This is a genomic window from Burkholderia sp. 3C (assembly GCF_054589155.1).
The window spans coordinates 123,369-146,683 of sequence record NZ_BAAILN010000093.1; the positions used below are offsets into that span (position 1 = coordinate 123,369).

Annotated in this window: 20 protein-coding genes and 3 tRNA genes; 13 read left to right on the forward strand and 10 right to left on the reverse strand. The window is 66.2% G+C overall.

The features are described 5' to 3' along the window. The first annotated feature begins 18 nt into the window (after positions 1–18). The 6 genes from ACYP33_RS19000 to ACYP33_RS19025 all read left to right on the forward strand — a co-directional run bounded on the left by ACYP33_RS19000 (position 19) and on the right by ACYP33_RS19025 (position 5,321). Complete coding sequence (locus tag ACYP33_RS19000; protein ID WP_414445017.1) at positions 19–564, forward strand: NUDIX hydrolase; 546 nt, start codon at positions 19–21, stop codon at positions 562–564. 9 nt (positions 565–573) lie between these two features. Further along, a complete protein-coding gene (gene aat, locus ACYP33_RS19005; RefSeq protein ID WP_459623320.1) occupies positions 574–1,317 on the forward strand; it encodes a leucyl/phenylalanyl-tRNA--protein transferase in 744 nt (247 codons plus the stop codon). Positions 1,318–1,617: 300 nt separating this feature from the next. After that, positions 1,618–2,469 carry an arginyltransferase gene (locus ACYP33_RS19010; protein ID WP_414449536.1) on the forward strand — a complete coding sequence of 284 codons (852 nt, stop codon included), beginning with the start codon at positions 1,618–1,620 and terminating at the stop codon, positions 2,467–2,469. Between the two features lie 135 nt (positions 2,470–2,604). Further along, positions 2,605–3,633, forward strand: a complete 1,029-nt coding sequence (locus ACYP33_RS19015) for a quinone-dependent dihydroorotate dehydrogenase (protein ID WP_414449537.1) — start codon at positions 2,605–2,607, stop codon at positions 3,631–3,633. 111 nt (positions 3,634–3,744) lie between these two features. After that, complete coding sequence (locus tag ACYP33_RS19020; protein WP_414445013.1) at positions 3,745–4,539, forward strand: cystine ABC transporter substrate-binding protein; 795 nt, start codon at positions 3,745–3,747, stop codon at positions 4,537–4,539. A gap of 122 nt (positions 4,540–4,661) precedes the next feature. Then, positions 4,662–5,321 (forward strand): amino acid ABC transporter permease, encoded by a 660-nt coding sequence (locus ACYP33_RS19025; protein ID WP_414445012.1) that lies wholly within the window; start codon positions 4,662–4,664, stop codon positions 5,319–5,321. Between the two features lie 51 nt (positions 5,322–5,372). Here the strand turns inward: ACYP33_RS19025 and ACYP33_RS19030 are convergent, their stop codons facing one another. From ACYP33_RS19030 to rnr, 6 genes are all read right to left on the reverse strand, one after another. Further along, a complete protein-coding gene (locus ACYP33_RS19030) occupies positions 5,373–6,362 on the reverse strand; it encodes a Gfo/Idh/MocA family protein (protein WP_459623323.1) in 990 nt (329 codons plus the stop codon). Positions 6,363–6,488: 126 nt separating this feature from the next. After that, the gene (locus ACYP33_RS19035) at positions 6,489–7,202 is read right to left on the reverse strand and encodes a FadR/GntR family transcriptional regulator (RefSeq protein ID WP_414445010.1); all 714 of its coding nucleotides are present in this window, start codon (positions 7,200–7,202) and stop codon (positions 6,489–6,491) included. A 341-nt stretch (positions 7,203–7,543) separates the two neighbouring features. After that, on the reverse strand, positions 7,544–8,239 hold the full coding sequence (rpiA, locus tag ACYP33_RS19040; protein ID WP_459623325.1) for a ribose-5-phosphate isomerase RpiA: 696 nt from the start codon (positions 8,237–8,239) through the stop codon (positions 7,544–7,546). A 137-nt stretch (positions 8,240–8,376) separates the two neighbouring features. Continuing rightward, on the reverse strand, positions 8,377–9,222 hold the full coding sequence (locus tag ACYP33_RS19045) for an N-acetylmuramoyl-L-alanine amidase (RefSeq protein WP_459623327.1): 846 nt from the start codon (positions 9,220–9,222) through the stop codon (positions 8,377–8,379). Positions 9,223–9,305: 83 nt separating this feature from the next. Next, entirely contained in the window at positions 9,306–10,055 is a 750-nt protein-coding gene (rlmB, locus tag ACYP33_RS19050) for a 23S rRNA (guanosine(2251)-2'-O)-methyltransferase RlmB (protein ID WP_414445008.1), read from the reverse strand. Positions 10,056–10,210: 155 nt separating this feature from the next. Further along, on the reverse strand, positions 10,211–12,682 hold the full coding sequence (rnr, locus tag ACYP33_RS19055; RefSeq protein ID WP_459623329.1) for a ribonuclease R: 2,472 nt from the start codon (positions 12,680–12,682) through the stop codon (positions 10,211–10,213). A gap of 222 nt (positions 12,683–12,904) precedes the next feature. On the opposite strand from rnr, the gene ACYP33_RS19060 reads away from it, so the two are divergent. After that, a tRNA-Leu gene (locus tag ACYP33_RS19060) sits at positions 12,905–12,991 on the forward strand. A 68-nt stretch (positions 12,992–13,059) separates the two neighbouring features. Here the strand turns inward: ACYP33_RS19060 and ACYP33_RS19065 are convergent. Continuing rightward, the gene (locus tag ACYP33_RS19065) at positions 13,060–13,431 is read right to left on the reverse strand and encodes a hypothetical protein (protein ID WP_414444989.1); all 372 of its coding nucleotides are present in this window, start codon (positions 13,429–13,431) and stop codon (positions 13,060–13,062) included. A 139-nt stretch (positions 13,432–13,570) separates the two neighbouring features. After that, a complete protein-coding gene (locus tag ACYP33_RS19070; protein ID WP_414449541.1) occupies positions 13,571–14,638 on the reverse strand; it encodes an NAD(P)H-dependent flavin oxidoreductase in 1,068 nt (355 codons plus the stop codon). A 236-nt stretch (positions 14,639–14,874) separates the two neighbouring features. On the opposite strand from ACYP33_RS19070, the gene ACYP33_RS19075 reads away from it, so the two are divergent. Next, positions 14,875–14,961: transfer RNA gene (locus tag ACYP33_RS19075), tRNA-Leu, on the forward strand. A 196-nt stretch (positions 14,962–15,157) separates the two neighbouring features. Continuing rightward, positions 15,158–15,244 (forward strand) — tRNA-Leu (locus ACYP33_RS19080). Positions 15,245–15,311: 67 nt separating this feature from the next. On the opposite strand, the gene ACYP33_RS19085 is transcribed toward ACYP33_RS19080, so the two are convergent. After that, a complete protein-coding gene (locus tag ACYP33_RS19085; RefSeq protein ID WP_459623332.1) occupies positions 15,312–17,063 on the reverse strand; it encodes a SulP family inorganic anion transporter in 1,752 nt (583 codons plus the stop codon). Between the two features lies 1 nt (position 17,064). Continuing rightward, entirely contained in the window at positions 17,065–17,691 is a 627-nt protein-coding gene (locus tag ACYP33_RS19090) for a ParB-like protein (RefSeq protein WP_459623334.1), read from the reverse strand. 341 nt (positions 17,692–18,032) lie between these two features. Here ACYP33_RS19090 and ACYP33_RS19095 point away from each other — a divergent pair, with 341 nt between their 5' ends. The 4 genes from ACYP33_RS19095 (at position 18,033) to ACYP33_RS19110 (ending at position 23,086) form a co-directional block, all read left to right on the forward strand. Next, positions 18,033–19,253 (forward strand): MFS transporter, encoded by a 1,221-nt coding sequence (locus ACYP33_RS19095; protein ID WP_414444985.1) that lies wholly within the window; start codon positions 18,033–18,035, stop codon positions 19,251–19,253. Positions 19,254–19,466: 213 nt separating this feature from the next. Further along, positions 19,467–20,264 (forward strand): TetR/AcrR family transcriptional regulator, encoded by a 798-nt coding sequence (locus ACYP33_RS19100; RefSeq protein WP_414449543.1) that lies wholly within the window; start codon positions 19,467–19,469, stop codon positions 20,262–20,264. A 105-nt stretch (positions 20,265–20,369) separates the two neighbouring features. After that, positions 20,370–22,124: an AMP-binding protein gene (locus ACYP33_RS19105; RefSeq protein WP_459623336.1), complete on the forward strand. Its 1,755-nt coding sequence runs from the start codon at positions 20,370–20,372 to the stop codon at positions 22,122–22,124. A gap of 32 nt (positions 22,125–22,156) precedes the next feature. Then, on the forward strand, positions 22,157–23,086 hold the full coding sequence (locus ACYP33_RS19110) for a DUF1571 domain-containing protein (protein ID WP_414449545.1): 930 nt from the start codon (positions 22,157–22,159) through the stop codon (positions 23,084–23,086). Positions 23,087–23,315 lie beyond the last annotated feature (229 nt).

The following is a 23,315-nucleotide window of genomic DNA, read 5'->3' on the forward strand; positions in this document are numbered from 1 at the left end:
CTTTCGCTCCCCATCCCTATGAAATTCTGCTCAGTCTGCGGCCACGAAGTCATCGCGCGCATCCCTCCCGGCGATAACCGCGAACGCTTCGTCTGCGACCAGTGCGGCACGATCCATTATCAGAATCCGCGCAATGTGGTGGGCACCGTGCCCGTCTGGGGCGATCAGGTACTGCTGTGCCGCCGCGCGATCGAACCGCGCCACGGCTACTGGACTTTGCCGGCCGGCTTCATGGAGATGGGCGAAACGACCTCCGAGGCCGCCGCGCGCGAAACGCTGGAAGAAGCCGGCGCGCGCGTCGAAGTGCAGAACCTGTTCACGCTGCTCAACGTGCCGCACGTGCATCAGGTCCACCTGTTCTATCTGGCGCGCATGAACGGCCCCGAATTCGAGGCCGGCGAGGAAAGCCTCGAAGTCCGCCTGTTCGACGAAGCGGATATCCCCTGGGACGACATCGCGTTCCCCACCGTCACCCAGACCTTGCGGTTGTTCTTCGCCGACCGCGAGGCCGGTTCGTTCGGCGTGCATACCGGCGACATCTACCGCTCGCTGCGCAACGGCTGACGCGCGCGCATGGTCCCCTGGCTCACGCCCGAGGCGCCGTTTCCGCCGGTCGAGCAGGCGCTCGGCCCGGCCAGCGGCGCACCCGGCCTGCTCGCGGCCAGCGCCGACCTGCTGCCCGAACGCGTTGCCGACGCCTATCACCGCGGCATCTTCCCCTGGTATTCCGACGGCCAGCCCGTGCTGTGGTGGAGCCCCGATCCGCGCATGATCCTCGTGCCGGATGAGTTTCGCGTCTCCGCCACGTTTCGCAAGACGCTGCGCCGCGTGCAGCGCGACGCACGCTGGGAGGTGCGCGTCGACCACGATTTCCCCGCCGTGATGCGCGCCTGCGCGCAGGCGCCGCGCGACGGCCAGCGCGGCACCTGGATCACCGACGACATCGTGGCCGCCTACACGGCGCTGCATCGCGCGGGTCACGCGCACAGCATCGAAACCTGGTTCGACGGCGAACGCGTGGGCGGCCTGTACGGCGTGGCGTTCGGCACGATGTTCTTCGGCGAATCGATGTTCGCGAACGCCACCGACGCCTCGAAGATCGCGCTGGCCACGCTGGTTGCACACGTTCGCGCACACGGCGTGGCGATGATCGACTGCCAGCAGAACACCGCGCATCTCGCCTCGCTCGGCGGCCGCGAAATCGGCCGCCGCGAGTTCGTCGCGCACGTGCGGCGCGCCACGGCCGAGCACGCGATTCCGTGGCGCTTCGACAAGCACGCGCTGGCCCGGCTGACCGAGACTGCGCACGCCGGCTGATGCGCGGCGCATCGCGTGGCACTCCTCAACACGATAATTTTCATGTTACCTTTGTCGACATCCGACCGGCCGGCGCTCGCCAAGGCCGGCCCTATCCGACAAGACATCCGATGCCCACCCTGACGATCTCCTCTCCGCATGCGCCGTGTCCGGCGTCGGCCGTCGCGCGCAGCACGCGCGTCGTGTGCCGCCGCACCGGCCCGGCATGCGGGATCCGTTCGGGCCCGGCTCGGCGTGCCACGCGGCCCGGCGGCTTCCGCCCGGCCCGCTGACGCGATCCTCCCGCTTCGAGAGCTGCCCATGACTCATCCCACCGAGTTGCCGCTTTCACCGCTTTCGGCCCTGCAGTTCTATGCAACGGCGCCGTATCCATGCAGTTACCTCGATGGCCGCGTGGCGCGCTCGCAAGTCGCGACGCCAAGCCATCTGATCAATTCCGACATCTATACCGAACTCGTCAAGGCCGGCTTCCGGCGCTCGGGCGTGTTTACGTATAGGCCCTATTGCGACGGCTGCCGCGCCTGCGTACCGGTGCGCGTGCCGGTCGACGCGTTCGCGCCGAACCGCACCCAGCGCAAGATGTGGAACCGCCATCACGGGCTGGTGGCATCGGTTTCGCCGCTGCACTACGACGAGGAGCATTACGCGCTCTACATGCGTTACCAGTCGGCACGGCATGCGGGCGGCGGCATGGATCGCGACAGCCGCGATCAATACGAGCAGTTCCTGCTGCAAAGCCGGATCAATTCGCGGCTCGTCGAATTTCGCGACGCGCCGCAGGCCAGCCCCGACGACCCGAACGCCACGCCCGAGCCCGGCACGCTGCGCATGATCAGCATGATCGACATCCTCGGCGACGGCCTTTCCTCGGTCTACACGTTCTTCGAGCCCGAAGACGCGCACAAGAGCTACGGCACCTACAACGTCCTCTGGCAGATCGAGCAGGCCCGCAGCCTGAGGTTGCCCTATGTCTATCTCGGCTACTGGATTCGCGAGAGCCAGAAGATGGCCTACAAGGCGAACTTCCGGCCGCTCGAAGGCCTGATCGACGGCCGCTGGAAACCGCTCGACCCGGCCACCGTGGATCTGCCGCCGGTCGACGCGGCGCTGGCCCGCGCACCGCTGCCGGGCGGCCACGGCGGCGTGCGCTGAAGCCGCGGCTACCGTGGCGCGCAACGGCGAACAAGCTGCCGGTGCGCCCTGCCACCGCCCTGCATTCCTGACCGGCCAGGCTGCCGGTTCGGTTAAAATGCCGGGTTATCAATTTCCGGCCCCGCCCTTCACGCCGTGTTCAGCTCCCTTTATCCGCTCGCCCGCGCGTCCCTCTTCAAGATGGATGCCGAAGATGCCCACCACCTGACGCTGCGCATGCTCGGCGCCGCCGGCCGCACCGGCCTCGCGAGCCTGCTCGCGCCGAACGTGCCGGACGTGCCGCGTACCGTGATGGGCCTGACGTTCCGCAACCCGGTCGGGCTGGCGGCCGGGCTGGACAAGGACGGTGCCTGCATCGACGGCCTGGCCGCGCTCGGCTTCGGCTTCATCGAGGTGGGCACGGTCACGCCGCGCGCGCAGCAGGGCAACCCGCGCCCGCGCATCTTCCGCCTGCCGGAAGCGAACGCCGTGATCAACCGGATGGGCTTCAACAACCACGGCGTCGATCAGTTCGTGAAGAACGTGCAGGCCGCGCGCTATCGCGGCGTGCTGGGCCTGAACATCGGCAAGAACGCCGACACGCCGATCGAGCGCGCCGCCGACGATTACCTCTACTGTCTCGAGCGCGTCTACCCGTTCGCCAGCTACGTCACCATCAACATCTCGTCGCCGAACACCAAGAATCTGCGCCAGCTCCAGGGCACCGACGAACTCGACGCGCTGCTCGCCGCGCTGAAGGACAAGCAGGCGCGCCTGGCCGATCTGCACGGCAAGCTCGTGCCGCTCGCACTGAAGATCGCCCCCGATCTCGACGACGAACAGGTCAAGGAAATCGCCGCGTTGCTGTTGCGTCACCGCATCGAAGCCGTGATCGCGACCAACACCACGCTGTCGCGCGCTGCCGTGCAAGGCATGCCGCACGCCGACGAAACCGGCGGCCTGTCGGGCCGTCCGGTGTTCGACGCGTCCACCGAAGTCGTCCGCAAGCTGCACGCCGAACTGGGCAGCGCGGTGCCGATCATTGGGGTTGGCGGCATCTTTTCGGGCGAGGACGCGCGTGCGAAACTCGCCGCCGGCGCGTCGCTGGTGCAGCTCTACACGGGTTTCATCTATCGCGGCCCGCCGCTCGTCGCCGATTGCGTGAACGCCATCGCACGCGGTTGAGCGCACGGCACGGTTATATAGAAATAAACAAACGATAGTTGGCGGGCAATTGTGTTTTCACTATGATTGCCGCCATCGTCAACGCCCATTGCGGGCAATACAGGGAACAGAATGAAGATTGTGTCGCTGAAGAAGCTCCTGAGCGCCGGCCTGATCGGTGCCACGCTGGTTGCCGCCTCCGCCCATGCGGCCGACATCCTCGACCAGGCCAAGCAGCGCGGTACGCTGCGCATCGGCCTGGAAGGCACGTTCCCTCCGTTCAACTCGAAGGCGCCGTCGGGCGAGCTGGTCGGCTATGACGTCGACATCGCCAAAGCCGTGGCCGCCAAGCTGGGCCTGAAGCCGGAATTCGTCACGACCGAGTGGAGCGGCATCATCGCCGGCCTGCAGGCAGGCAAGTTCGACGTGATCGTCAACCAGGTCGGCATCACCGACAAGCGCAAGGAAGCGCTCGACTTCTCGCCGGCCTATACGTACTCGGCCGCGCAACTGATCCAGCGCAAGGACGACACGCGCGAGTTCAAGTCGCTCGACGACCTGAAGGGCAAGAAGCTCGGCGTCGGCCTCGGCACCAACTATATGGACATGGCGAAATCGGTGCCGGGCATCGACGTCAAGACCTACCCGGGCGCGCCCGAGTATCTGCGCGACCTGGCCGCTGGCCGTCTCGACGCGGCGCTGAACGACCGCCTGATGCTCGCCTACCTGCTGAAGGCTTCGCCGCTGCCGCTGCGCACCGGCGCCACGGTCGGCTCGGCCGAACCGTCGGGCATCCCGTTCAAGAAGGGCAATCCGAAGTTCGCCAAGGCGATCGACGATGCGATGACGCAGCTCGAAGCCGACGGCACGTTCGCGAAGATCTCGGACAAGTGGTTCGGCATCGACGTGTCGAAGCCGATCAAGTAAGTCGGAATACGGCATGACGAAGGGCGGCATCGGCAACGGTGCCGCCCTTCGCTTTGTTTCCGTCGGTTTATGATGGCGCCTTGTCAAGTTTCCGGGCGCGCCTGCCTGATTTGCCTCACACCATGTCGATCACTTCCCTGCTCGTCGATTCGCTGCCCGTGCTTGCACAGGGCGCGATCCTGACCGTCAAGTTCGCCGTCCTGTCGATGGTGTTCGGCCTCGCCGCCGCTGTCGTGCTCGCGCTGATGGGCATCGCCCACAGCCGCGTGCTGAACGCGATCGCACGCGTCTACGTGAGCCTGATGCGCGGCACGCCGCTGCTCGTGCAGATCTTCGTCATCTATTACGGCCTGCCGAGCCTCGGCATCTCGCTCGACCCGACGCCGGCCGGCGTGATCGCGCTGTCGGCCAACGTGGCCGCCTACATGTCGGAAAGCATGCGCGGCGCGATCAACGGCATCGAGAACGGCCAGTGGCTGGCCTCGTACAGCCTCGGCCTGTCGTGGGGCCAGACGCTGCGCTACGTGATCGGCCCACAGGCGCTGCGGATCGCCGTGCCGAGCCTGTCGAACAGCCTGATCAGCCTGATCAAGGACACCTCGCTGGTGTCGGTCATCACCGTGACCGAACTGCTGCGCAGCGCGCAGGAGATCATCGCCTCGACGTATCAGCCGCTGCCGCTCTACCTCGCCGCGGCGGCGTTCTACTGGGTGCTGTGCCAGCTCCTCGAATGGGTGCAGCGCTGGTGGGAGCGCCGGCTTGCGCTGCCGGGGCGGTTTTGAGCCGCCGCTGAATCCCGCAACGGGCGCGCGACTTGCGCGCCCGTTGCGCTTTCAGCCCTCGTCCGCCGCGAACCGCACGCCGAGCGCCAGGCGCGCCGCGTCGCTCATCGCGATCATGCCGCGCGAATGCGCATGCGTGAGCACCGGGCTTTCGGTCAGCCCATCGCGCAGCAACGCGCAGAAGTGTTCCGTCTCGTAGTTGAGGCCACCGCCCGAAAACGGCTCGTCGAGTTCGACGACGCGGCCGTCGGTGTAGCGGATCGTCGCCTTCTGCGGGTTCCACCAGTTCTCGTGAATCGTCACGGTGCCGCCTTCGGCGCCGAGCAATGCATCGCCGCGGCCCATCACGTCGAGCCCGCAGAACAATTGCGCGATGCCGTGCTCGTGGCGGCTGTTCAGGCTCGCGAAGGTATCCACGCCGGTCGCGCCAACCCGGCCGAGCGTCTGCACGTCGAGCGGCGCGCCGAGCCAGTCCACCGCCAGGAACATCTCGTAGATGCCGATATCGAGCAACGCGCCGCCGGCCGTCTCGAAGCTGAAGCTGGTGTGATCGGCAGGCACCGTCGAGAACGCGCCGCCGGCTCGCACGAGCCGGATCGGGCCGACCGGATCTTGTGCGAGCTGTTCGCGCAGCCGCCGGTAGAGCGGATAGAACGGCGGCTTCATCGCCTCCATGAACAGCCGGCCGGCCGCCTTGGCGGCGGCCAGCACCGTGTCCAGTTCGCGCGCGTTGACGGTGGCCGGCTTCTCGCACAGCACGGCCTTGCCGGCGGCGAGCGCGGCGCAGGCGTAGCGCGCGTGGCTGTCGTTGAGCGTGGCGATGTAGATGGCATCGACGTCCGACGCGCACAGCGCCTCGAAACTGTCGATCGGCGTGCCGCCATGCGCCGCGCAGAACTCGGCGGCGGCATCGGCACGGCGCGCCCAGACGTGGGCCAGCGCAGCGTCGGCGACGTGCGGCAGCGATTGCGCGAAGCGGCGCGCGATCGCGCCGGCACCGACGATGCCGAAACGGATCGGGGAAGAGGAAGGGACGTTCATCGGGATCGAGCTCGACAGGAAATCAACGCCGGACGAACCGGCGGGGAGCCGTCATGATAACGGTCCGCCGCCAGCCCATCGCAGCGTCATCCGTCGAGGCCCCGCCCCGGGAGCGCCTCGATGGCCTCAGCCCGTCGCCCGCATCGGCACCGCGTTCGAGGCCTCGTCGGTCAGGTCGATCAACTCGCGCGCGGCGGCTTCGGCAGCCCGCCCGTTGCGCTGCTCGATCGCCTCGACGACGCGCTGGTGCAGTTCGACCAGCCGCTCGGGCGCGCCTTCGCGGCCGGCCGTCTGCTCGCGCACGAGCCGCAGCGCACCGCTGATGATCGCGCTCATCTGCTGGAAGAATTGATTGCCGCTGGCGTGGACGATCCGCGCGTGGAGCCGCTCGTCCGCCTCGTCGTAACCCGCCTCGCCCGGTTCGAGCGAACGGAACACATCGAAGGCTTCGCGGATACCAGCGATATCCGCGCCATTCGCACGCTCGGCCGCCTGCCCGGCCGCGCGCGGCTCGATCAGCATGCGGAATTCGAGCACGTCGCGCATGAATTGCGGATCGGGCTTGGCGCGGAAGCGCCAGTTCACGACGTCCTCGTCGATCATCCGCCAGTCGCGCATCGGCCGCACCCGCGTGCCGACCTTGGGCCGGACATCGAGCATGTCGCGTGCGAGCAGCATCGAGAGCGCTTCGCGCATGACGGTCCGGCTGACGTCGAAATCCTTGGAAAGCACGTCCTGCGGCGGCAGGATGCCGCCGTATTTGTCTTCCACGATTCCCGTCACCAACCCGTCCATGACCTTGCTGACGAGCGACCTGTCTTTGTCTTTTGCTTGTTCCATAGGAGACCTCCCCGTTACTACATATCTGTGTTGGCGTGCTGCCCCCGCAGTCCGGCCTGGCCCCTTTTACAGCTCTCTCGATTGAAAACGACTCGCGAAACGATTGTTCTTATGTTCGATACGTTGCTGAGTTCGCGGACGCAACGCTATCTGGAAAACACCTGAGAGGGTAATCCCTCTTACGATTTCCTAAACGCATCGTATCTCAAAAAAAAGCCCGACAGGCCTGGAAAAGCGCGTCGGACGATTTATCAGGACCGCAAAACGTTTGCGATGATTAAGGCCGATGCAATTCGTTGGTTTTTTGAATTGCGATTGGCCTTAATGTTTTAAACCCCTATTTAATGCGTGCGGTAATCGATCGATTCAACGCCGCTCTTGCCGCCCAGCAGGCAGAGGTCGGCGCCGCGTTGCGCGAACAGGCCAACCGTCACCACGCCGGGCCAGCCGTTGATGGTGGCTTCGAGCCCGCGCGGGTCGGTAATCGACAGCCCCTTGACGTCGAGTATCTCGTTGCCGTTGTCGGTCAGGAACGGCGAGCCGTCCTTCGTGACGCGCAGCACCGGCACGCCGCCGAGCGCCGTCAGTTGGCGGCCGATGGCGGTGCGCGCCATCGGCACCACTTCGACCGGCAGCGGGAACGCGCCGAGCGTGGCCACGCGCTTGCTGGCGTCGGCGATGCACACGAAGGTGCCCGACACCGATGCGACGATCTTCTCGCGCGTCAGCGCGCCGCCACCGCCCTTGATCATCGCGCCGCTCGCATCGATCTCGTCCGCGCCGTCGACGTACACCTGCAGGCCTTCGACCTCGTTCAGGTCGAACACGCGGATGCCGTGCGATTCGAGCCGTTGAGTGGTGGCGATCGAGCTGGATACGGCACCGCGATAACGGCCCTTGATCGCCGCCAGCGCGTCGATGAAGCAGTTCGCGGTGGAGCCGGTGCCGACGCCGATCACGGAGCCTTCCGGCACGTTGGCGAGCACGTAATCGGCGGCGGCCTGGCCGACGAGGCGTTTGAGTTCGTCTTGAGTCATGGTGGGGATGAAGCGCTGATTGCGAAACCCGCGAGTCTACCGGACTCGCCCGACGCGGCGGCGATTTTCGGGCGCCTGCGAGGCATCGGCGCGACAATCGACGGGCGGCGCACCGGCGGGGTGCAGGGCCGCCGGAATCAGGGCGCGTCGGGTTGCGATACGGGCGTGGCCGAGGGTGCCGCGCCAGGGAAATACTTGTCGAGCAGCGCCTGCGCGATCGCGTCGGTTTGCGCATCCGGGTTGCCCGAATAATCGGCTGGCCGGAAATGCATCTGGAACGCCGCGAATACGCGCCGCGTGCGGGCGTCGAGCACGCCGTCGGTGGCCACGTCGTAGCCATAGCGCGCCAGCTTCGACTGCAGCCCGCGCACATCGGCGGGATCGCCGGGCGCACGGCCCGCCAGATGCGCGGCGACGGTCGCATCGTCAGGCCACGCGCCGATGCCGGCACGGTACAAGGCCAGCCACGGGAACGCCGGCCCCGGATCGATCTTGCGCTGCGGCGCGATATCGCTGTGACCCACCACGCGCGTCGGCGGAATGCCGTAGCGCGTGACGATGTCCTTCGCGAGCTTCACGACCGCCTCGACCTGATCGGGTGCATACGGTTGCCAGGTGCGATCGGTGGGCGCGTCGAGCGGCCCGGCATTGACGATCTCGATGCCGATCGACGCGGCATTGAGCTCGGTGGTGCCCTGCCAGTCGCTGACACCGGCATGCCAGGCCCGCTGGCTTTCCGGTACGAGTTGGAGCACCACCGGCTCGCCATTGCGGCGCGCCGGCTGGCTCGGGATCAGGTAATGCGCGCTGACCTCGTTATGGGTCAGCGTGAACAGTGCGCGCCGGTCGTCCGATTCGGTGTAGTGCATCACGAGGAAGCGCACGCGCGAATCGGCGCCCTGCGCCGGATGACTCGTGTCGGCCACGTAGGTGCCGCGATCGACGAGCGTGGGCGACGCGCAGGCGGCCAGCAATGCGGCCATGCCACCCAGCGCGAGCGCACGCGCCGGCCGCACCCATGGTGCGAGCCCGGCCCAAAGATTCGCGATGCGCGCCACCACGCGGCTTACTTCGCCACCGCCACACGACGCTGGCGCACGGCTTCGTACAGCACCACGCCGCTCGCCACCGACACGTTCAGGCTCTCGACGCTACCGGCCATCGGAATATTCATCACGTCGTCGCAGGTATCGCGCGTGAGCCGGCGCATGCCCTCGCCCTCGGCGCCCATCACGAGCGCGACCGGGCCTTCCAGCTTGGTTTCGTAGAGGCTGGCCGTGGCGTCGTCGGAGGTGCCGATCACCCACACGCCGGCGTCCTTCAGCTCGCGCAACGCGCGCGCGAGGTTCGTCACCGTGATGTACGGCACCGTGTCGGCCGCGCCGCTGGCGACCTTGGCCGCCGTGGCGTTCAAGCCCACCGCGCGGTCGCGCGGCGCGATGATGGCATGCGCGCCGGCCGCATCGGCCACGCGCAGGCACGCGCCGAGATTGTGCGGATCGGTCACGCCGTCGAGCACCAGCAGCAGCGCCGGGCCCTGGATGCCGTCGAGCAGCTCGGCGAGATTCTGCGCGAGCGGCAGATCCTCCACGCGCGCGACCACGCCCTGATGGCGCTCGGTGTGCGCCAGGCCCCACAAGCGCGTTTCGTCGGCCGCGATCAGCCGCACGCCGGCCTCCTTCGCGGTGGCCAGGAAATCGATCATCCGGCGATCGCGCCGGGTCTGGTCGTACAACACCTCGGCAACCGTCGACGCGTCGTGGCGCAGGCGCGCGGTGACGGCGTGAAAACCGTAGAGAACCTTCAAACGTGACATGACTGGACCAACCTTCATCTAAACGCGAGGCGCATGGTGTGCGTCGCGGGAATGGTAAAACGCAAGCGCCGCGTGACGGGCCTGGCGGCCTGACAACGCGGCGTCTTCAATGCATCGAATGCACGGGCCGGCGCCTTGCGACGCCGGCCGCGGCATCAATATTTCTTGCGCGGGCGCGCCTTCTTGGCGGCCGATTTGGCCGGTGCACCGCCCTTCTTCTTGGCGGCGGGATGTGCGCCATGCGCTTCCTTCGCAGCCGGTGCCGGTGCGGTAGCCACCGACTTCTGGCGGCGCGGCGGCGGCGGTGCATCGTCGTCGCTCGTGATACCGGGCATCGCACGCACGCGCGCACCGTTACGCTCACCGGCCGGGCCAGGACCCGCGCCACGCACGGTTTTCACCGGCGTGTCGCGCACCAGGCGGAAGTCGATCTTGCGCGCATCGAGATCGACGCGGCTGACCTGCACACGCACACGATCCGACAGGCGATAGCGAATGCCGGTACGCTCGCCGCGCAGCTCGTTCTTGATCTCGTCGTACTGGAAGTAGTCGGAGCCGAGCTCGGTCACATGCACCAGCCCTTCGATGAACAGCGTGTCGAGCTGCACGAAGATGCCGAACGGCGTCACGCCGTTGACCATGCCGCCGTATTCCTCGCCGAGCTTGTCCCGCATGAAATAGCACTTGAGCCAGGCTTCGACGTCGCGCGAGGCTTCGTCGGCGCGCCGCTCGTTGGCCGAGCAGTGCAGGCCGAGTTCGTCCCAGATCGCGGTGTTGGTGCGCACGCGGTTACGGATCGCATCGTCGTCCTTCTGCATCGCGCGGGCGCGCGGCGAGATGGCCGTGTTCAGCTCGACGCCGTCGGGTGCCTTCGGCGTGTACTTCTGCCCCGACAGGATCGCGTAGATCGCGCGGTGCGTAAGCAGATCGGGATAGCGGCGGATCGGGCTCGTGAAGTGCGCGTAGGCATCGTAGGCCAGGCCGAAGTGACCGATGTTGTCCGGGCTGTAGACGGCCTGCTGCATCGAGCGCAGCAGCATCGGCTGCAGCATCTGCGCATCGGGCCGCTCGCGGATCTTCGCCATCAGCGCCGCGTAATCGCTGGCGTGAGGGGTGTCACCGCCGCCGAGCGTCAGGCCCATGCCGCGCAGGAACGAACGCAGGTTCTCGAGCTTCTCGGCGGTCGGGCCCGCGTGAATGCGGTACAGGCCCGGCTGCTTGTGACGCTTCATGAAATCGGCCGCGCACACGTTCGCGGCCAGCATGCATTCCTCGATCAGCTTGTGCGCATCGTTGCGCTGACGCGGCAGGATCTGCTCGATCTTGCCCTGCGCATTGCAGACGATGTAGGTCTCGGTGGTGTCGAAATCGATCGCGCCACGCTTCTGGCGCGCCGCGAACAGCGCCTTGAACACGCCGTACAGATCCTGCAGATGCGGCAGGATGTCGGCGCGGCGTGCCGCCTCCGGCCCCTTGGTGTTGCCGAGCACGGCCGCGACCTCGGTGTAGGTCAGGCGCGCCGCCGAATGAATCACGGCCGGATAGAACTGATAGCCCTTCACCTCGCCGCGCGACGTGACGACCATGTCGCACACCAGCGTGCAGCGGTCGACCGCCGGGTTCAGCGAGCACAGGCCGTTCGACAGCTTCTCGGGCAGCATCGGGATCACGCGGCGCGGGAAGTACACCGACGTGCTGCGCTGGAGCGCATCGACGTCGAGCGCATCGCCCGGCTTCACGTAGTGCGAAACGTCGGCGATCGCGACGATCAGGCGGTAGCCGTCGCCACGGCCGACCTTCATCGGCTCGCAATACACGGCATCGTCGAAGTCGCGCGCGTCTTCGCCGTCGATCGTGACGAGCGGCACGTCGCGCAGATCCACGCGATAGCGCAGGTCGATCGGGCGCACCTTGTCGGGCAGCGCGGCCGCTGCCGCCACGGCCGCCGGACTGAATTCGTGCGGCACGCCGTACTTGCGCACCGCGATTTCGATTTCCATGCCCGGATCGTCGATATCGCCGAGCACTTCGGTCACGCGGCCGACCGGCTGCGAGTGACGGCTCGGGAAATCGGTCAACTCGACCACCACCACCTGGCCGACCTTGGCCTTCTTGGTGTTCTGCGTGATCAGGATGTCGTGGCCGATGCGCTTGTCTTCGGGCGCGACGATCAACGCGCCGTTCTCGTTGAGCAGGCGGCCGATCACGCGCTTGTTGGCGCGATCGGTGACTTCCACCACGTGCCCTTCCGGGCGGCCGCGGCGGTCGTAGCCGACGATGCGCGCCAGCACGCGATCGCTGTGCATGACCTTCTGCATCTCGCCGCTCGGCAGGAACAGGTCGTCCTGGCCGTCGTCGCGAATCAGGAAGCCATAGCCATCGCGATGGCCCTGCACGCGGCCGGCCACGAAATTCGACGGATGGGTGAGTTGGTAATGGCCGCTCTTGTCGAGCCGGATCTGGCCGTCGCGTTCCATGGCGGCAACGCGCCTGAAGAAGCCCTCACGCTCCTGGCGCTTGATCGACAGCGCCTCGGCGATGTCGTTCGCGACCAGCGGCGCATCGCTCGTGCGCAGCACGCCGAGGATTTCTTCACGGCTCGGAATGGGATACGGATACTTGCTCAAGGGCTTGTCGATGGTTGTTCTCGTTGCGTGGACTTACCTGTCCGGTTCGAACGATCGGACGCCAGGTTGCGAGTCATTCTATCACTCGACACGGCACCAATAACCGCGAAGCGCCGCGCATCGGCCATGAGCGGGCCGTCACGCGCCACGATGCAAAAAGCTGTTGACATGATTTATCGACCTGCTATGATTGCGGTCTTGCTTGATGCAGAAGCAACTTGTGCCCAGGTGGCGGAATTGGTAGACGCACTAGGTTCAGGTCCTAGCGGTGGCAACATCGTGGAGGTTCGAGTCCTCTCCTGGGCACCACAAGTTTTTGAAAAGCCGGCCTCGTGCCGGCTTTTTTCATTTCTGCGCGCCGGCACACCCGTCGCGCGTCAGCTCTCCCCGTTCAGCACCGACAAATCCGCATGCCCGTCGCACGTGATGCGTGCGACATAGGTTGCGCGCGTGCCGTCGTTGTCCGTATGCCGCAGCAGGATCGTCCAGATCTGGCTGTGTTCGTCCCAGATCGCGCCAGGCAGCAGTTCGAACGTCTTGTCCTTGTCCGCGCCGGCCTTGAAATAATTGACCAGCACCTGACGCTGCGAATCGACCGAGCCCGGCTGGCACGAACCGGCCGCCAGTGGGTGACGATCCGAGAAATCGGATGCGAGCTGCAGCGCGACCACCACGGCAGCGACCGTCGCGGCGACGGCGGCAACCCGCCTCACGAACCTGAACGGACGGCGCTCAACAGCCTGTTCCATGAAAGCTCCCGGAGAGGGCGACGGGGCACGCCACGAGGCACACCATCGCTTCGATGAACTGTCATCGAAACTTACGTGACGCGCATGCCGACCGTCAACCCGGCCGGCCCGACGTAACGAGGCCGTTCCTGCCGCGACGTCATGCGCTCGCCAAGCCCACAAGATAACGCGTCAACGCGGCCGACGACATTTCGCGCGCCAGCCGCGCCGCCTGCCCCGACCACATATTGCTGAAATCGGCGCAGCCGGTTTTTTCCGTCACGGCACGCAGCGGCATCAGCGCACCGCCCGCAGTCGGGAACGCCGGCGCGAGCTCCGACAACGGCCCGATCTCGCGCATCAGGCGATTGACGATGCCGCGTGCCGGACGCCCCGTGAACAGGTTGGTCAGCGCCGTTTCGTCCTCGCCGGCCGTGCGCAGCGCCTCGCGATGAAACGCGCTGACCTTCGCTTCGGGCGTCAGCAGATAAGCCGTGCCGACCTGCGCGGCCGAGGCGCCCAATGCGAACGCGGCCCGCACGCCGCGCGGGTCGGCGATACCGCCGGCCGCGATCACGGGCACCGGCACCGCATCGACGACTTGCGGCACCAAGGCCAGCGTACCCACTTGCGTGCTCATCTCGCTCGACAGGAAATTGCCGCGATGCCCGCCCGCCTCGTAGCCCATCGCGATCACCGCATCCACGCCGCGCTCGGCCAGCCAGCGCGCTTCCTTGACGGTGGTGGCCGACGCGATCACGCGTGCGCCGGTGCGCTTCACACGTTCGAGCAGCGCGGGCGCGGGCAACCCGAAATGGAAGCTGACGACTTCGGGGCGATAAGCCTCGACCACCTCGCAATACGCCGCATTGAACGGCGCGCGGTTCGACGACGGCACCGGATCGGCCGGATCGATCCCGAGTTCGACGTAGTAACGTGCGAGCGCCGCGCGCCAGGCGGCCTGCCCGGCCGGGTCCGGCGCGGGATCGACGTGTACGAAGAAATTGACGTTGATCGGCTTGCGCGTGGCGCTGCGAATCTGCGCCAGCGCCGCCGTCATCTGCTCGACCGACAGCATCGCGCACGGCAGCGAACCGAGTCCGCCTGCCTCGCTGACGGCGATCACCATCTCGGGCGTGGACGCACCCGCCATCGGCGCCTGGACGATCGGCAGTTCGATGCCGAACAGGTCGAGAATTCTTCGGTCCTGGTCGTGACCGTTGCTCATGATTCGGCTCTCCATTCGGGGTGCAATTGATGGCATGGCCGGCCGTGAGACACAGGTGCGCCGTCACGCCCGGATGCCCGATGTTGCACGCCATCGTACCGTAGCGCGGGCCGCCGCAGCGGGAATCGGCACGGCGCCGTCCCGAGCCCTGCGCCACCACTGGAATCGCAAAAATTGTTGACATGCTGCTCTGGCACGCTATAATCGCGTTCTTGCTTGATGCAGAAGCAGCTTGTGCCCAGGTGGCGGAATTGGTAGACGCACTAGGTTCAGGTCCTAGCGGTGGCAACATCGTGGAGGTTCGAGTCCTCTCCTGGGCACCACAAGTTTTGAAAAGCCGGCCTCGCGCCGGCTTTTTTCATTCCCGGTCGGGAGGGAGCGCATGGCCTCTCCCACCGATCGCGGTGCGAGCATGACCCATGCGTCGATGACAGAAATGAGTTCTGTCCCGAAAAAAGAGTTGACAGGGTGGCCGCGCCCTTTATAATTACGGTCTTGCTTGATGCAGCAGCAACTTGTGCCCAGGTGGCGGAATTGGTAGACGCACTAGGTTCAGGTCCTAGCGGTGGCAACATCGTGGAGGTTCGAGTCCTCTCCTGGGCACCACAAGTTTTGAAAAGCCGGCCTCGTGCCGGCTTTTTTCATTTCCGGGCCAGTCCGGGCCGCGCCCCGCTCATCCGAGCCGGGCCACCGCATCATCCACGCTCAACTCCGACAGCGCCTCTTCCCGCAAGTCGTCATCACACGCTCGCCGCAACACCGTCAGCACGTCCGGTTTCAATCTCACCAGCATGAGCCGCCAGCCACGCGCCTCGCATTCGGCCGCGAACGTCTTCAGCGACTCGACGGCCGTGCCGTCCAGATTCGGCGATTCCTCCAGGCTCAATACCACCACCTTCGCACTTCCGGCCGCGGCAAGCTGACGGACGCGCCCCAGCACGCGCTCGGCATTCGCGAAAAACAACGGCCCTTCCGGCCGCACGATCAGCATCCCCGCCACTCGCGTGGCATCGCGATGAATCGCCACATCGACAAAATCGCGGCTGTCGCGCAAACGCCCCAGTTCACTGAGCTTCGGCTCGGACAAGCGGCGCACCGTCAGCAGCAGGCTCGCGGCAATCGACGCGAGCAGCCCGTTCAACACGCCGAGCACGAGCACCGCGAGAATCGCGGCGATCACCAGCAGCCGGTCGCGGTGCCAGCGCCAATACGGCCGGAACACGGCCGGATGCAGCGAATGACTGACCGCGAAGATCACGATCGCGGCCAACACCGGCTCGGGCGTGCGCGCCAGTTGCGGCAGCAGCAGCCAGACGATCAGCCCGATCACGACGGCCGCGCACGCCCCCGCCAGCCGGCTTTGCGCGCCGGCCGCCTCGTTGGCCGAACTGGCCGAATAGCCGGCGCCGACCGGCATCCCGTGCAGCAGCCCCGAGATCAGGTTCGCGCAGCCGAGCGCCATCAGATCGCGATTCGGCGACACGGCGTCGCCATGCTTGAGCGCGAAGCTGCGGATCGAGCCATACGATTCGGCGTAAAGGATCAACATCAGCGCAACGCCCAACTCGACCGTCTGGCTCCAGGCGGCCCGATCAAGCGCGGGCAGGCCGAACGTCACATGCGCCAAGTCGATCCGCCCGACCACGGCAATGCCATAGGCCGACCAATCGATGCCGTAGCCGGCCGCAATACCGAGCACGATCACGATCAGCGTGGCCGGCGCGCGCGAGCGGCTGCCAAGTGCAAACAGCAAGGCCAGCGCAACGGCGCCGAGCGTCACGCTGGCGGGATTCGCATGCGGCAAACCGCGCAGCAGATCGACGAAGACATGCGGCGTATCGCTGTGATGCACCGGCACGACCAGGATCTTCGGCAGTTGCTTGATGACGATCGTCAGCGCCAGCCCGAACGTGAAACCGCGCAGCACGGGCCGCGCGATGAAATCCGACATGCCGCCGAGCCGGGCCGCGCCCGCGATCAGGAACAGCACGCCGGTGGTTGCGACCATCGCGGCGGCCAGCGCCAGTTGCGCGGCCGGCGATGCGCCGGTTTCGGACAACACGGTAGCCGCCAGCACCGCAGCCGACGACGATGTGGACGACACGATCGCGAACCGGCTGCTGCCGAGCGCCGCATACACCACCAGCCCCACCAGCAACGCGATCAACCCGGCCTGCGGCGGCAGATTCGCGAGCCCCGCATACGCCACCGCCTCCGGAATCAGCAAGCCGGCGATCGACAGCCCGGCCAGCGCGTCGCGCCAGCTTCGCTCGCCGCGCGGCATGGCCGGCGCGCCCAGCGAAGCGAAGTGGGCCGCGCCGCCCGGCGCCGCTTCCGGCACCGGCTGCGCAGGCGACGGCGTGCTCGCCGCGAGGTTAGCGGCGGCCTCGGGCCGGGCCGGCGGCGCTTGACGCTCCTCGCTCATCTCACGGCCTCGGCGTGTACACGCCGGACCAACCCGGCAGATAGCGCGCGTCGGGGGCATGCGCATGCGCGAGCGCCTCGTCGAGCGCCTTCGCGAAATGCTTGCGGATCCGCTGCGCCGGGATTTTCGTGCGCAGATAGTCGGCCCACAAGAATTCGCTGAACGGCGTGGTGTCCTTCGCGTAGCCGCCCGACGTGCGCAATTCGCCGGCGAGGCTGCGATACGGATCGTCGCTGAGGCCGGTCAGCGCGCCCGGCAGGCGGTCGTAGCCGTGACGCGCCCCGTCCGGGCCGAACGGATGCACCCACTGGTTGTGCTCCATCATCCGCCAGAAGATCGTGTCTTCGAGCCAGGACAGATCCTTCAACAACATCGCCTTCACGTCGCGCACGCCCTCTTCCAGCAACGCCCGGCCCAGATGATGGTGATCGACGATATACAGCGCATTGCCCGGCCCGAGCACGGCCGGAAACCAGTGCAGTTCAATCGAATCGCGCCGCGCCTTCTTGCCGAGCGACTGCCAGTGTTTGCGCTTCGCCTCGACCTCGCGAAACCCGACGGTCATCTGGGTCGGCTTCAGCGCATCGAGTTTGGCGGGAATCAGATGGACATCGGTGCCCAGCGCCATGATCGGTCTCCAATAACGAATCACCGCCACGATACCGTCGCGCGCGACGCCTGTGCGCACGACATTGTGAGCAATCATGAATCGGTCGACGCCGATTCACGAATCAATATTGTAAATATCGAAATCCGAGGCATTCGATTTCAATACATTCCTTTCATTCAGCATTCTGATTCCGCAATATTCGGATTTCGAACGTTAATTCATCTAGGGATTAATCCGGAGCCCGGAACAAAACGGAACGCGATCGCAATTCCCCGGCGTACACTGAATTGCCGTCCGCGCCCCGCGCCAGCCGGGCGACCGCGACAGCCGTGGCGCAGACGACCAAGGAGGCCTGCCTCATGAGCTGGACCCGGGAACAAAGAAACGTAACGATCGCCGCCTATCTCGGCTGGACGCTTGATGCGTTCGATTTCTTCTTGATGGTATTCGTACTGAAAGATATCGCGGCGGAATTCAATACAAAAATCCCGGCTGTCGCTTTCGCCATCACGCTTACGCTCGCCATGCGCCCGCTCGGCGCGTTGATTTTCGGCCGGATTGCCGATCGTTTCGGCCGTCGTCCGACGCTGATGATCAATATCGCCTGTTATTCGATTCTCGAACTGGCCTCCGGCTTCGCGCCGAGCCTGATGGCCCTGATCGTGCTGCGCGCGCTGTTTGGCGTGGCGATGGGCGGCGAATGGGGCGTCGGCTCTGCGCTGACGATGGAAACCGTGCCGGCGAAATCACGCGGCATCGTGTCCGGGCTGCTGCAGGCCGGTTACCCGAGCGGCTATCTGCTGGCCTCGATCGTGTTCGGCCTGTTCTACCAGTACATCGGCTGGCGCGGCATGTTCATGATCGGCGTGCTGCCCGCGCTGCTGGTGGTCTACGTCCGCGCGCAGGTGCCGGAATCGCCGGCCTGGAAGCAGATGGAGAAACGTCCGCGCCCGAGCCTCGTCGCCACGCTCAAGCAGAACTGGAAGCTGTCGGTCTACGCCGTGGTGCTGATGACGGCGTTCAACTTCTTTTCGCACGGCACGCAGGATCTCTACCCGACGTTCCTGCGCGAACAGCATCACTTCGATCCGCACACGGTGTCGTGGATCACGATCGTGCTCAACATCGGCGCGATCGTCGGCGGCCTTGCCTTCGGTTCGATCTCCGAAAAGATCGGCCGCCGCCGCGCGATCTTCATCGCCTCGCTGATCGCGCTGCCGGTGCTGCCGCTGTGGGCCTTCTCGAGCGGCCCGATCGCCCTCGCGGCCGGCGCGTTCCTGATGCAGATTTCGGTACAGGGTGCGTGGGGCGTGATCCCCGTGCATTTGAACGAGATCTCGCCCGACGAAATTCGCGCGACGTTCCCCGGCTTCATCTATCAGCTCGGCAACCTGCTCGCATCGGGCAACGCCGCGATGCAGGCGCAGATCGCGATCGACAACGGCAACAACTACGGCCACGCGCTCGCCCTGGTCGGCGGCACCGTCGCGGTGGTGATCGCCGTGCTGATCCTGTTCAGCCGCGAACGGCGCGGCATCGACATGACGCAAAGCGCCGCGCAAGTCGCGGCGAGCCACTAAGCCTCGCCCGCAGTGCATCATGGCGGGAAGCGCGACGCATCGCGCTTCCCGCCCGGCGATGCTGCATTCGCACATCGCCTCTAGAGGAATCTGCCCACACACAACGCTTGCCGCCTCCCTCCGCACTTTTTATCGTTACGAAAAAACGCTCGTTTCAATTGGAGATTTGAATCGTTCGTTCGTAATGCGAAACAGCGATCAACGGAGGCGTACATGGCGGTTCGTCAGGCCAGCCGGCAACCCGGCGGCACGAAGGCGCGCATACTCGACGCGGCAGAAGATCTGTTCGTCGAACATGGTTTCGAAGCGATGTCGATGCGTCAGATCACGTCGCGCGCCGCGGTCAATCTCGCTGCGGTCAACTATCACTTCGGCAGCAAGGAAGCCCTGATCCACGCGATGCTGTCGCGTCGCCTCGATCAGCTCAACGACGAACGGCTGCGCATCCTCGATCGCTTCGAGGCCCAGCTCGGCAACTCGATCACCTGTGAGCACGTGCTCGGCGCGATGTTCATCCCGGCCTTGCAGGCGTCGCGCGACCCGCAGCGCGGCGGCCGCGCGTTCCTGCGGCTGATCGGCCGTGCCTACACCGATCCCTCCACGTTCGTGCGCAGCTTTCTGGCCGCGCATTACGCCAGCGTCGCGGGCCGCTTCTTCGATGCGTTCCAGCGCGCGCTGCCGCAACTGCCGCGCAACGAACTCGGCTGGCGGCTGCACTACGCGATCGGCGCACTGTCCGGCGCGCTCGCCGGCGCCGAAACCGACAGCCTGCTCGACGACTTCTCACAGGGCCGCACGATGAACGACGTGCAGATGATCGCGCGGCTGTCGTCGCTGATCGTCGCCGCACTGAAGGCGCCGATGCCCGATGCGTCGCAGATGTCGATTTTCGCAGCGGTGCTCGACGACGCACAACGCGGCATGAGCCTCGGGCCGGGCGGCGGCGAGTTGTCCGTCGGGCCGTTCGGCGCTTCGGCCGGCACCCAGCTTCACGCGCGACACCCGCGCTGACGCGCCGCGCGGCGCATTGCCCCGCTTCATCAGCAACACGCGCGAACCCGCGTGGGCCGGCGGCTTCCCGGCCGATACCGATTACAACGACTCTGGAGACATGCGATGAACGCCCTTGCGGCCCAACTCGGCGCGCCGGCGCCGAACACCGACGGCATCTGGTTTCCGTCGTATCCGCGCGGTGTGCCGCACGAGATCGACCTCACGCAATACGCCTCGCTCGACGACTACTTCGACGAGTGCACCACCCGCTTCGCCGATCGGGTCGCCTACATCAGCGCCGGTTCACGCCTGACCTACGCCGCGCTCGCGCGCAAGGCCAATGCCTTCGCCGCGTACCTGCAACGCGACCTCGGCGTGAAGCCCGGCGACCGCGTCGCGATCATGCTGCCGAACTCGTTCCAGTATCCCGTCACATTGTTCGGGGTACTGAAGGCTGGCGCGATCGTCGTCAACGTCAATCCGCTCTACACGGCGCGCGAACTCGCGCATCAGCTCAAGGACAGCGGCGCGGAAACCATCGTCGTATTCGAGAATTTCGCGCACACGCTCGAAGAGGCGCTGCCCGAAACCCGCGTGCGCAACGTGGTGGTCACGGCGCTCGGCGACCTGCTCGGCGAGGGCTTCAACGCCAAGGGCCGGCTCGTCAATTTCGTGCTGAAGCGCGTCAAGAAGCTGGTGCCGGCCTATCGCCTGCCTCAGGCGGTACGGCTGCGCGCGGCGCTCGCGAAAGGAGCCGCCGCGCCGGCGAAGCCGGTGCCGCTCACGCGCGACGATCTCGCCTTCCTGCAATACACGGGCGGCACCACCGGCGTCGCGAAGGGCGCGATGCTCACGCACGGCAACCTGATCGCCAACCTGCTGCAGGCAAAGGCCTGGATCGCCGACCAGGTGTCGGGCGACATCGAAACGGTGCTGACGCCGCTGCCGCTGTATCACATCTATTCGCTGACGGTAAACGCGTTGATCTTCATGGGCCTCGGCGGCCGCAACATCCTGATCGCCAACCCGCGCGACACCACCATGATGATGAAGATCCTGCGCAAGGAAACCTTCACCGGCATCACCGGCATCAACACGCTTTACAACGCGTTTCTCGACAACGCAGAATTCCGCGCGCGCGATTTCTCGCAGCTCAAGCTCGCGATGGCTGGCGGCATGGCGATGCAGCGCGCCGTGGCCGATCGTTTCAAGGAGGTGACGGGCTGCCCGATCGTCGAAGGCTACGGGCTGACCGAATGCTCGCCGATCGTGACGATGAACCCGGTCGACCTCCACGACATGCACGATTTCAGCGGCTCGATCGGCATTCCGGCGCCATCGACGCTGGTGCGCATGCGACTCGAGGACGGCACCTGGGCCGGCATCGGCGAAGCCGGCGAGCTGTGCGTGCGCGGCCCGCAGGTGATGCGCGGCTACTGGCTGCGCCCCGACGAAACGGCCAAGGTGCTCGACGACGACGGCTGGCTCGCGACCGGGGACATCGGCGTGATGGACGAGCGCGGCTTCGTGCGGCTCATCGATCGCAAGAAGGACATGATTCTGGTGTCCGGCTTCAACGTCTATCCGAACGAGATCGAGGAAGTGCTGGTGATGCACCCGGGCATCAGCGAGGCCGCCGCGATCGGCATACCCGACGCCACGCACGGCGAACGGATCAAGGCGTTCGTGGTGCGGCGCGATGCGTCGCTGACCGTGGACGAGGTGCTCGCGCACTGCCGCAAGAACCTGACCGGCTACAAGATGCCGAAGGCGATCGAGTTCCGCGACGCGCTGCCGCAGACCAACGTCGGCAAGATCCTGCGCCGCGCATTGCGCGACGAGGAGCTCGCGAAGCTCAAGCCAGCCGCGCCGCACTGATCCGGCACCCGCATCCACGAAAGGAGATCTGCATGCCGTCGAGCCTGCCCCTGCGCCGCATCCGTGGCGTCGCACTGCCTTGCGCCCTGTCGGTTGCCCTTGCCGCCGCCATGGTGGTACTCGCCGTTCCTGCCAGTGCGCAAAACGCGTCGAACACGGCCGCCACTGCGGCGGCGCTGCCGCCCGAACTGGCGCGGGTCGTCCAACAGCCGATGGCGCAGCAGGCGGCGTGGCTGAAAACGGCCGCGCGCGACGGCGCGCTAGACAAGCTCGACGATGCGACGCTCACCGCCCTGTTCACGGCGCTCGACCCGATGACGGTGCCGGCGTATATCGCGGCCGGCCCGAACGGGTATCCGTCTTACGAATTCACGATGACGCGCCAGGAGCGGATCGGCACTTCGTGGGCCAGCCGCCCCGATCACATGCTCGTCAGGATCACGCGCGAGCCGCTGCGGGTCTATGCGAAGTGGCTGCCCGACGGCCCGCATTCGGGCCAGGAAGCGATCTACGACGAGACCAAGCGCAAGGACGAGATGTACGGCCATCTGGGCGGGCTGCTCGGCAAGATCCCGTTGTGGACGTCGCTGACGGGCGTGCTGGCACGCGCGCAGTCGAACCACACGATCCGCGATCTCGGCACCGAATACATCACGGGGCTGTATCTGAGCGAGGGCAGGAAATACGAGGCGGCCGGCGTAAGTCGCCCGACCCACGTGGAGGCAAAGACGATCGATGGCGTGCGCGTGGTCGCGCTGACTTACGAAACGCCGACCGGCCGGCCTCAGTTCTACGCGAAAAAAGAGACGCTCGGCCTCGATCTGCGCCATCCCTACTTTCGGACCGTCGAATCCTACGACAACGACGGTACCCTCTTCGAACGAATCGTATTCGAGAAGATCGCGCCGAAAAGCTTCGACGACAGCACGTTCGACCCGAAGAACCCGGATTACCAATACTGAGCGCCGGCGTCCCGGTCGCAAGGCGCGACCGTTGGCCGCGCCCGTCGCGCCAATCCTGCCTCGCCGCCGCCGCGACCTCATCGCAAGCCGGTTCCGCGATCGCAAAGCCCCGTCGTTATCCTGTCCAGGCAACCTGCCTCGGCCATCCAGCCAAATCGCCCTCGACCGCTGCAAGGTCTATAGTGGGTAACGGTTAGACACAAACGCGCCCGCACGTATCTCAATTGAA

What these genes read in the sequence shown, in the direction of transcription:
- ACYP33_RS19000 (WP_414445017.1), top strand. Translation starts at nt 19, where the DNA reads ATGAAATTCTGCTCAGTCTGCGGCCACGAAGTCATCGCGCGCATCCCT.
- aat (WP_459623320.1), top strand. Translation starts at nt 574, where the DNA reads ATGGTCCCCTGGCTCACGCCCGAGGCGCCGTTTCCGCCGGTCGAGCAG.
- ACYP33_RS19010 (WP_414449536.1), top strand. Translation starts at nt 1,618, where the DNA reads ATGACTCATCCCACCGAGTTGCCGCTTTCACCGCTTTCGGCCCTGCAG.
- ACYP33_RS19020 (WP_414445013.1), top strand. Translation starts at nt 3,745, where the DNA reads ATGAAGATTGTGTCGCTGAAGAAGCTCCTGAGCGCCGGCCTGATCGGT.
- ACYP33_RS19025 (WP_414445012.1), top strand. Translation starts at nt 4,662, where the DNA reads ATGTCGATCACTTCCCTGCTCGTCGATTCGCTGCCCGTGCTTGCACAG.
- ACYP33_RS19030 (WP_459623323.1), bottom strand. Translation starts at nt 6,362, where the DNA reads ATGAACGTCCCTTCCTCTTCCCCGATCCGTTTCGGCATCGTCGGTGCC.
- ACYP33_RS19035 (WP_414445010.1), bottom strand. Translation starts at nt 7,202, where the DNA reads ATGGAACAAGCAAAAGACAAAGACAGGTCGCTCGTCAGCAAGGTCATG.
- rpiA (WP_459623325.1), bottom strand. Translation starts at nt 8,239, where the DNA reads ATGACTCAAGACGAACTCAAACGCCTCGTCGGCCAGGCCGCCGCCGAT.
- ACYP33_RS19045 (WP_459623327.1), bottom strand. Translation starts at nt 9,222, where the DNA reads ATGGCCGCATTGCTGGCCGCCTGCGCGTCGCCCACGCTCGTCGATCGC.
- rlmB (WP_414445008.1), bottom strand. Translation starts at nt 10,055, where the DNA reads ATGTCACGTTTGAAGGTTCTCTACGGTTTTCACGCCGTCACCGCGCGC.
- ACYP33_RS19065 (WP_414444989.1), bottom strand. Translation starts at nt 13,431, where the DNA reads ATGGAACAGGCTGTTGAGCGCCGTCCGTTCAGGTTCGTGAGGCGGGTT.
- ACYP33_RS19070 (WP_414449541.1), bottom strand. Translation starts at nt 14,638, where the DNA reads ATGAGCAACGGTCACGACCAGGACCGAAGAATTCTCGACCTGTTCGGC.
- ACYP33_RS19085 (WP_459623332.1), bottom strand. Translation starts at nt 17,063, where the DNA reads ATGAGCGAGGAGCGTCAAGCGCCGCCGGCCCGGCCCGAGGCCGCCGCT.
- ACYP33_RS19090 (WP_459623334.1), bottom strand. Translation starts at nt 17,691, where the DNA reads ATGGCGCTGGGCACCGATGTCCATCTGATTCCCGCCAAACTCGATGCG.
- ACYP33_RS19095 (WP_414444985.1), top strand. Translation starts at nt 18,033, where the DNA reads ATGAGCTGGACCCGGGAACAAAGAAACGTAACGATCGCCGCCTATCTC.
- ACYP33_RS19100 (WP_414449543.1), top strand. Translation starts at nt 19,467, where the DNA reads ATGGCGGTTCGTCAGGCCAGCCGGCAACCCGGCGGCACGAAGGCGCGC.
- ACYP33_RS19105 (WP_459623336.1), top strand. Translation starts at nt 20,370, where the DNA reads ATGAACGCCCTTGCGGCCCAACTCGGCGCGCCGGCGCCGAACACCGAC.
- ACYP33_RS19110 (WP_414449545.1), top strand. Translation starts at nt 22,157, where the DNA reads ATGCCGTCGAGCCTGCCCCTGCGCCGCATCCGTGGCGTCGCACTGCCT.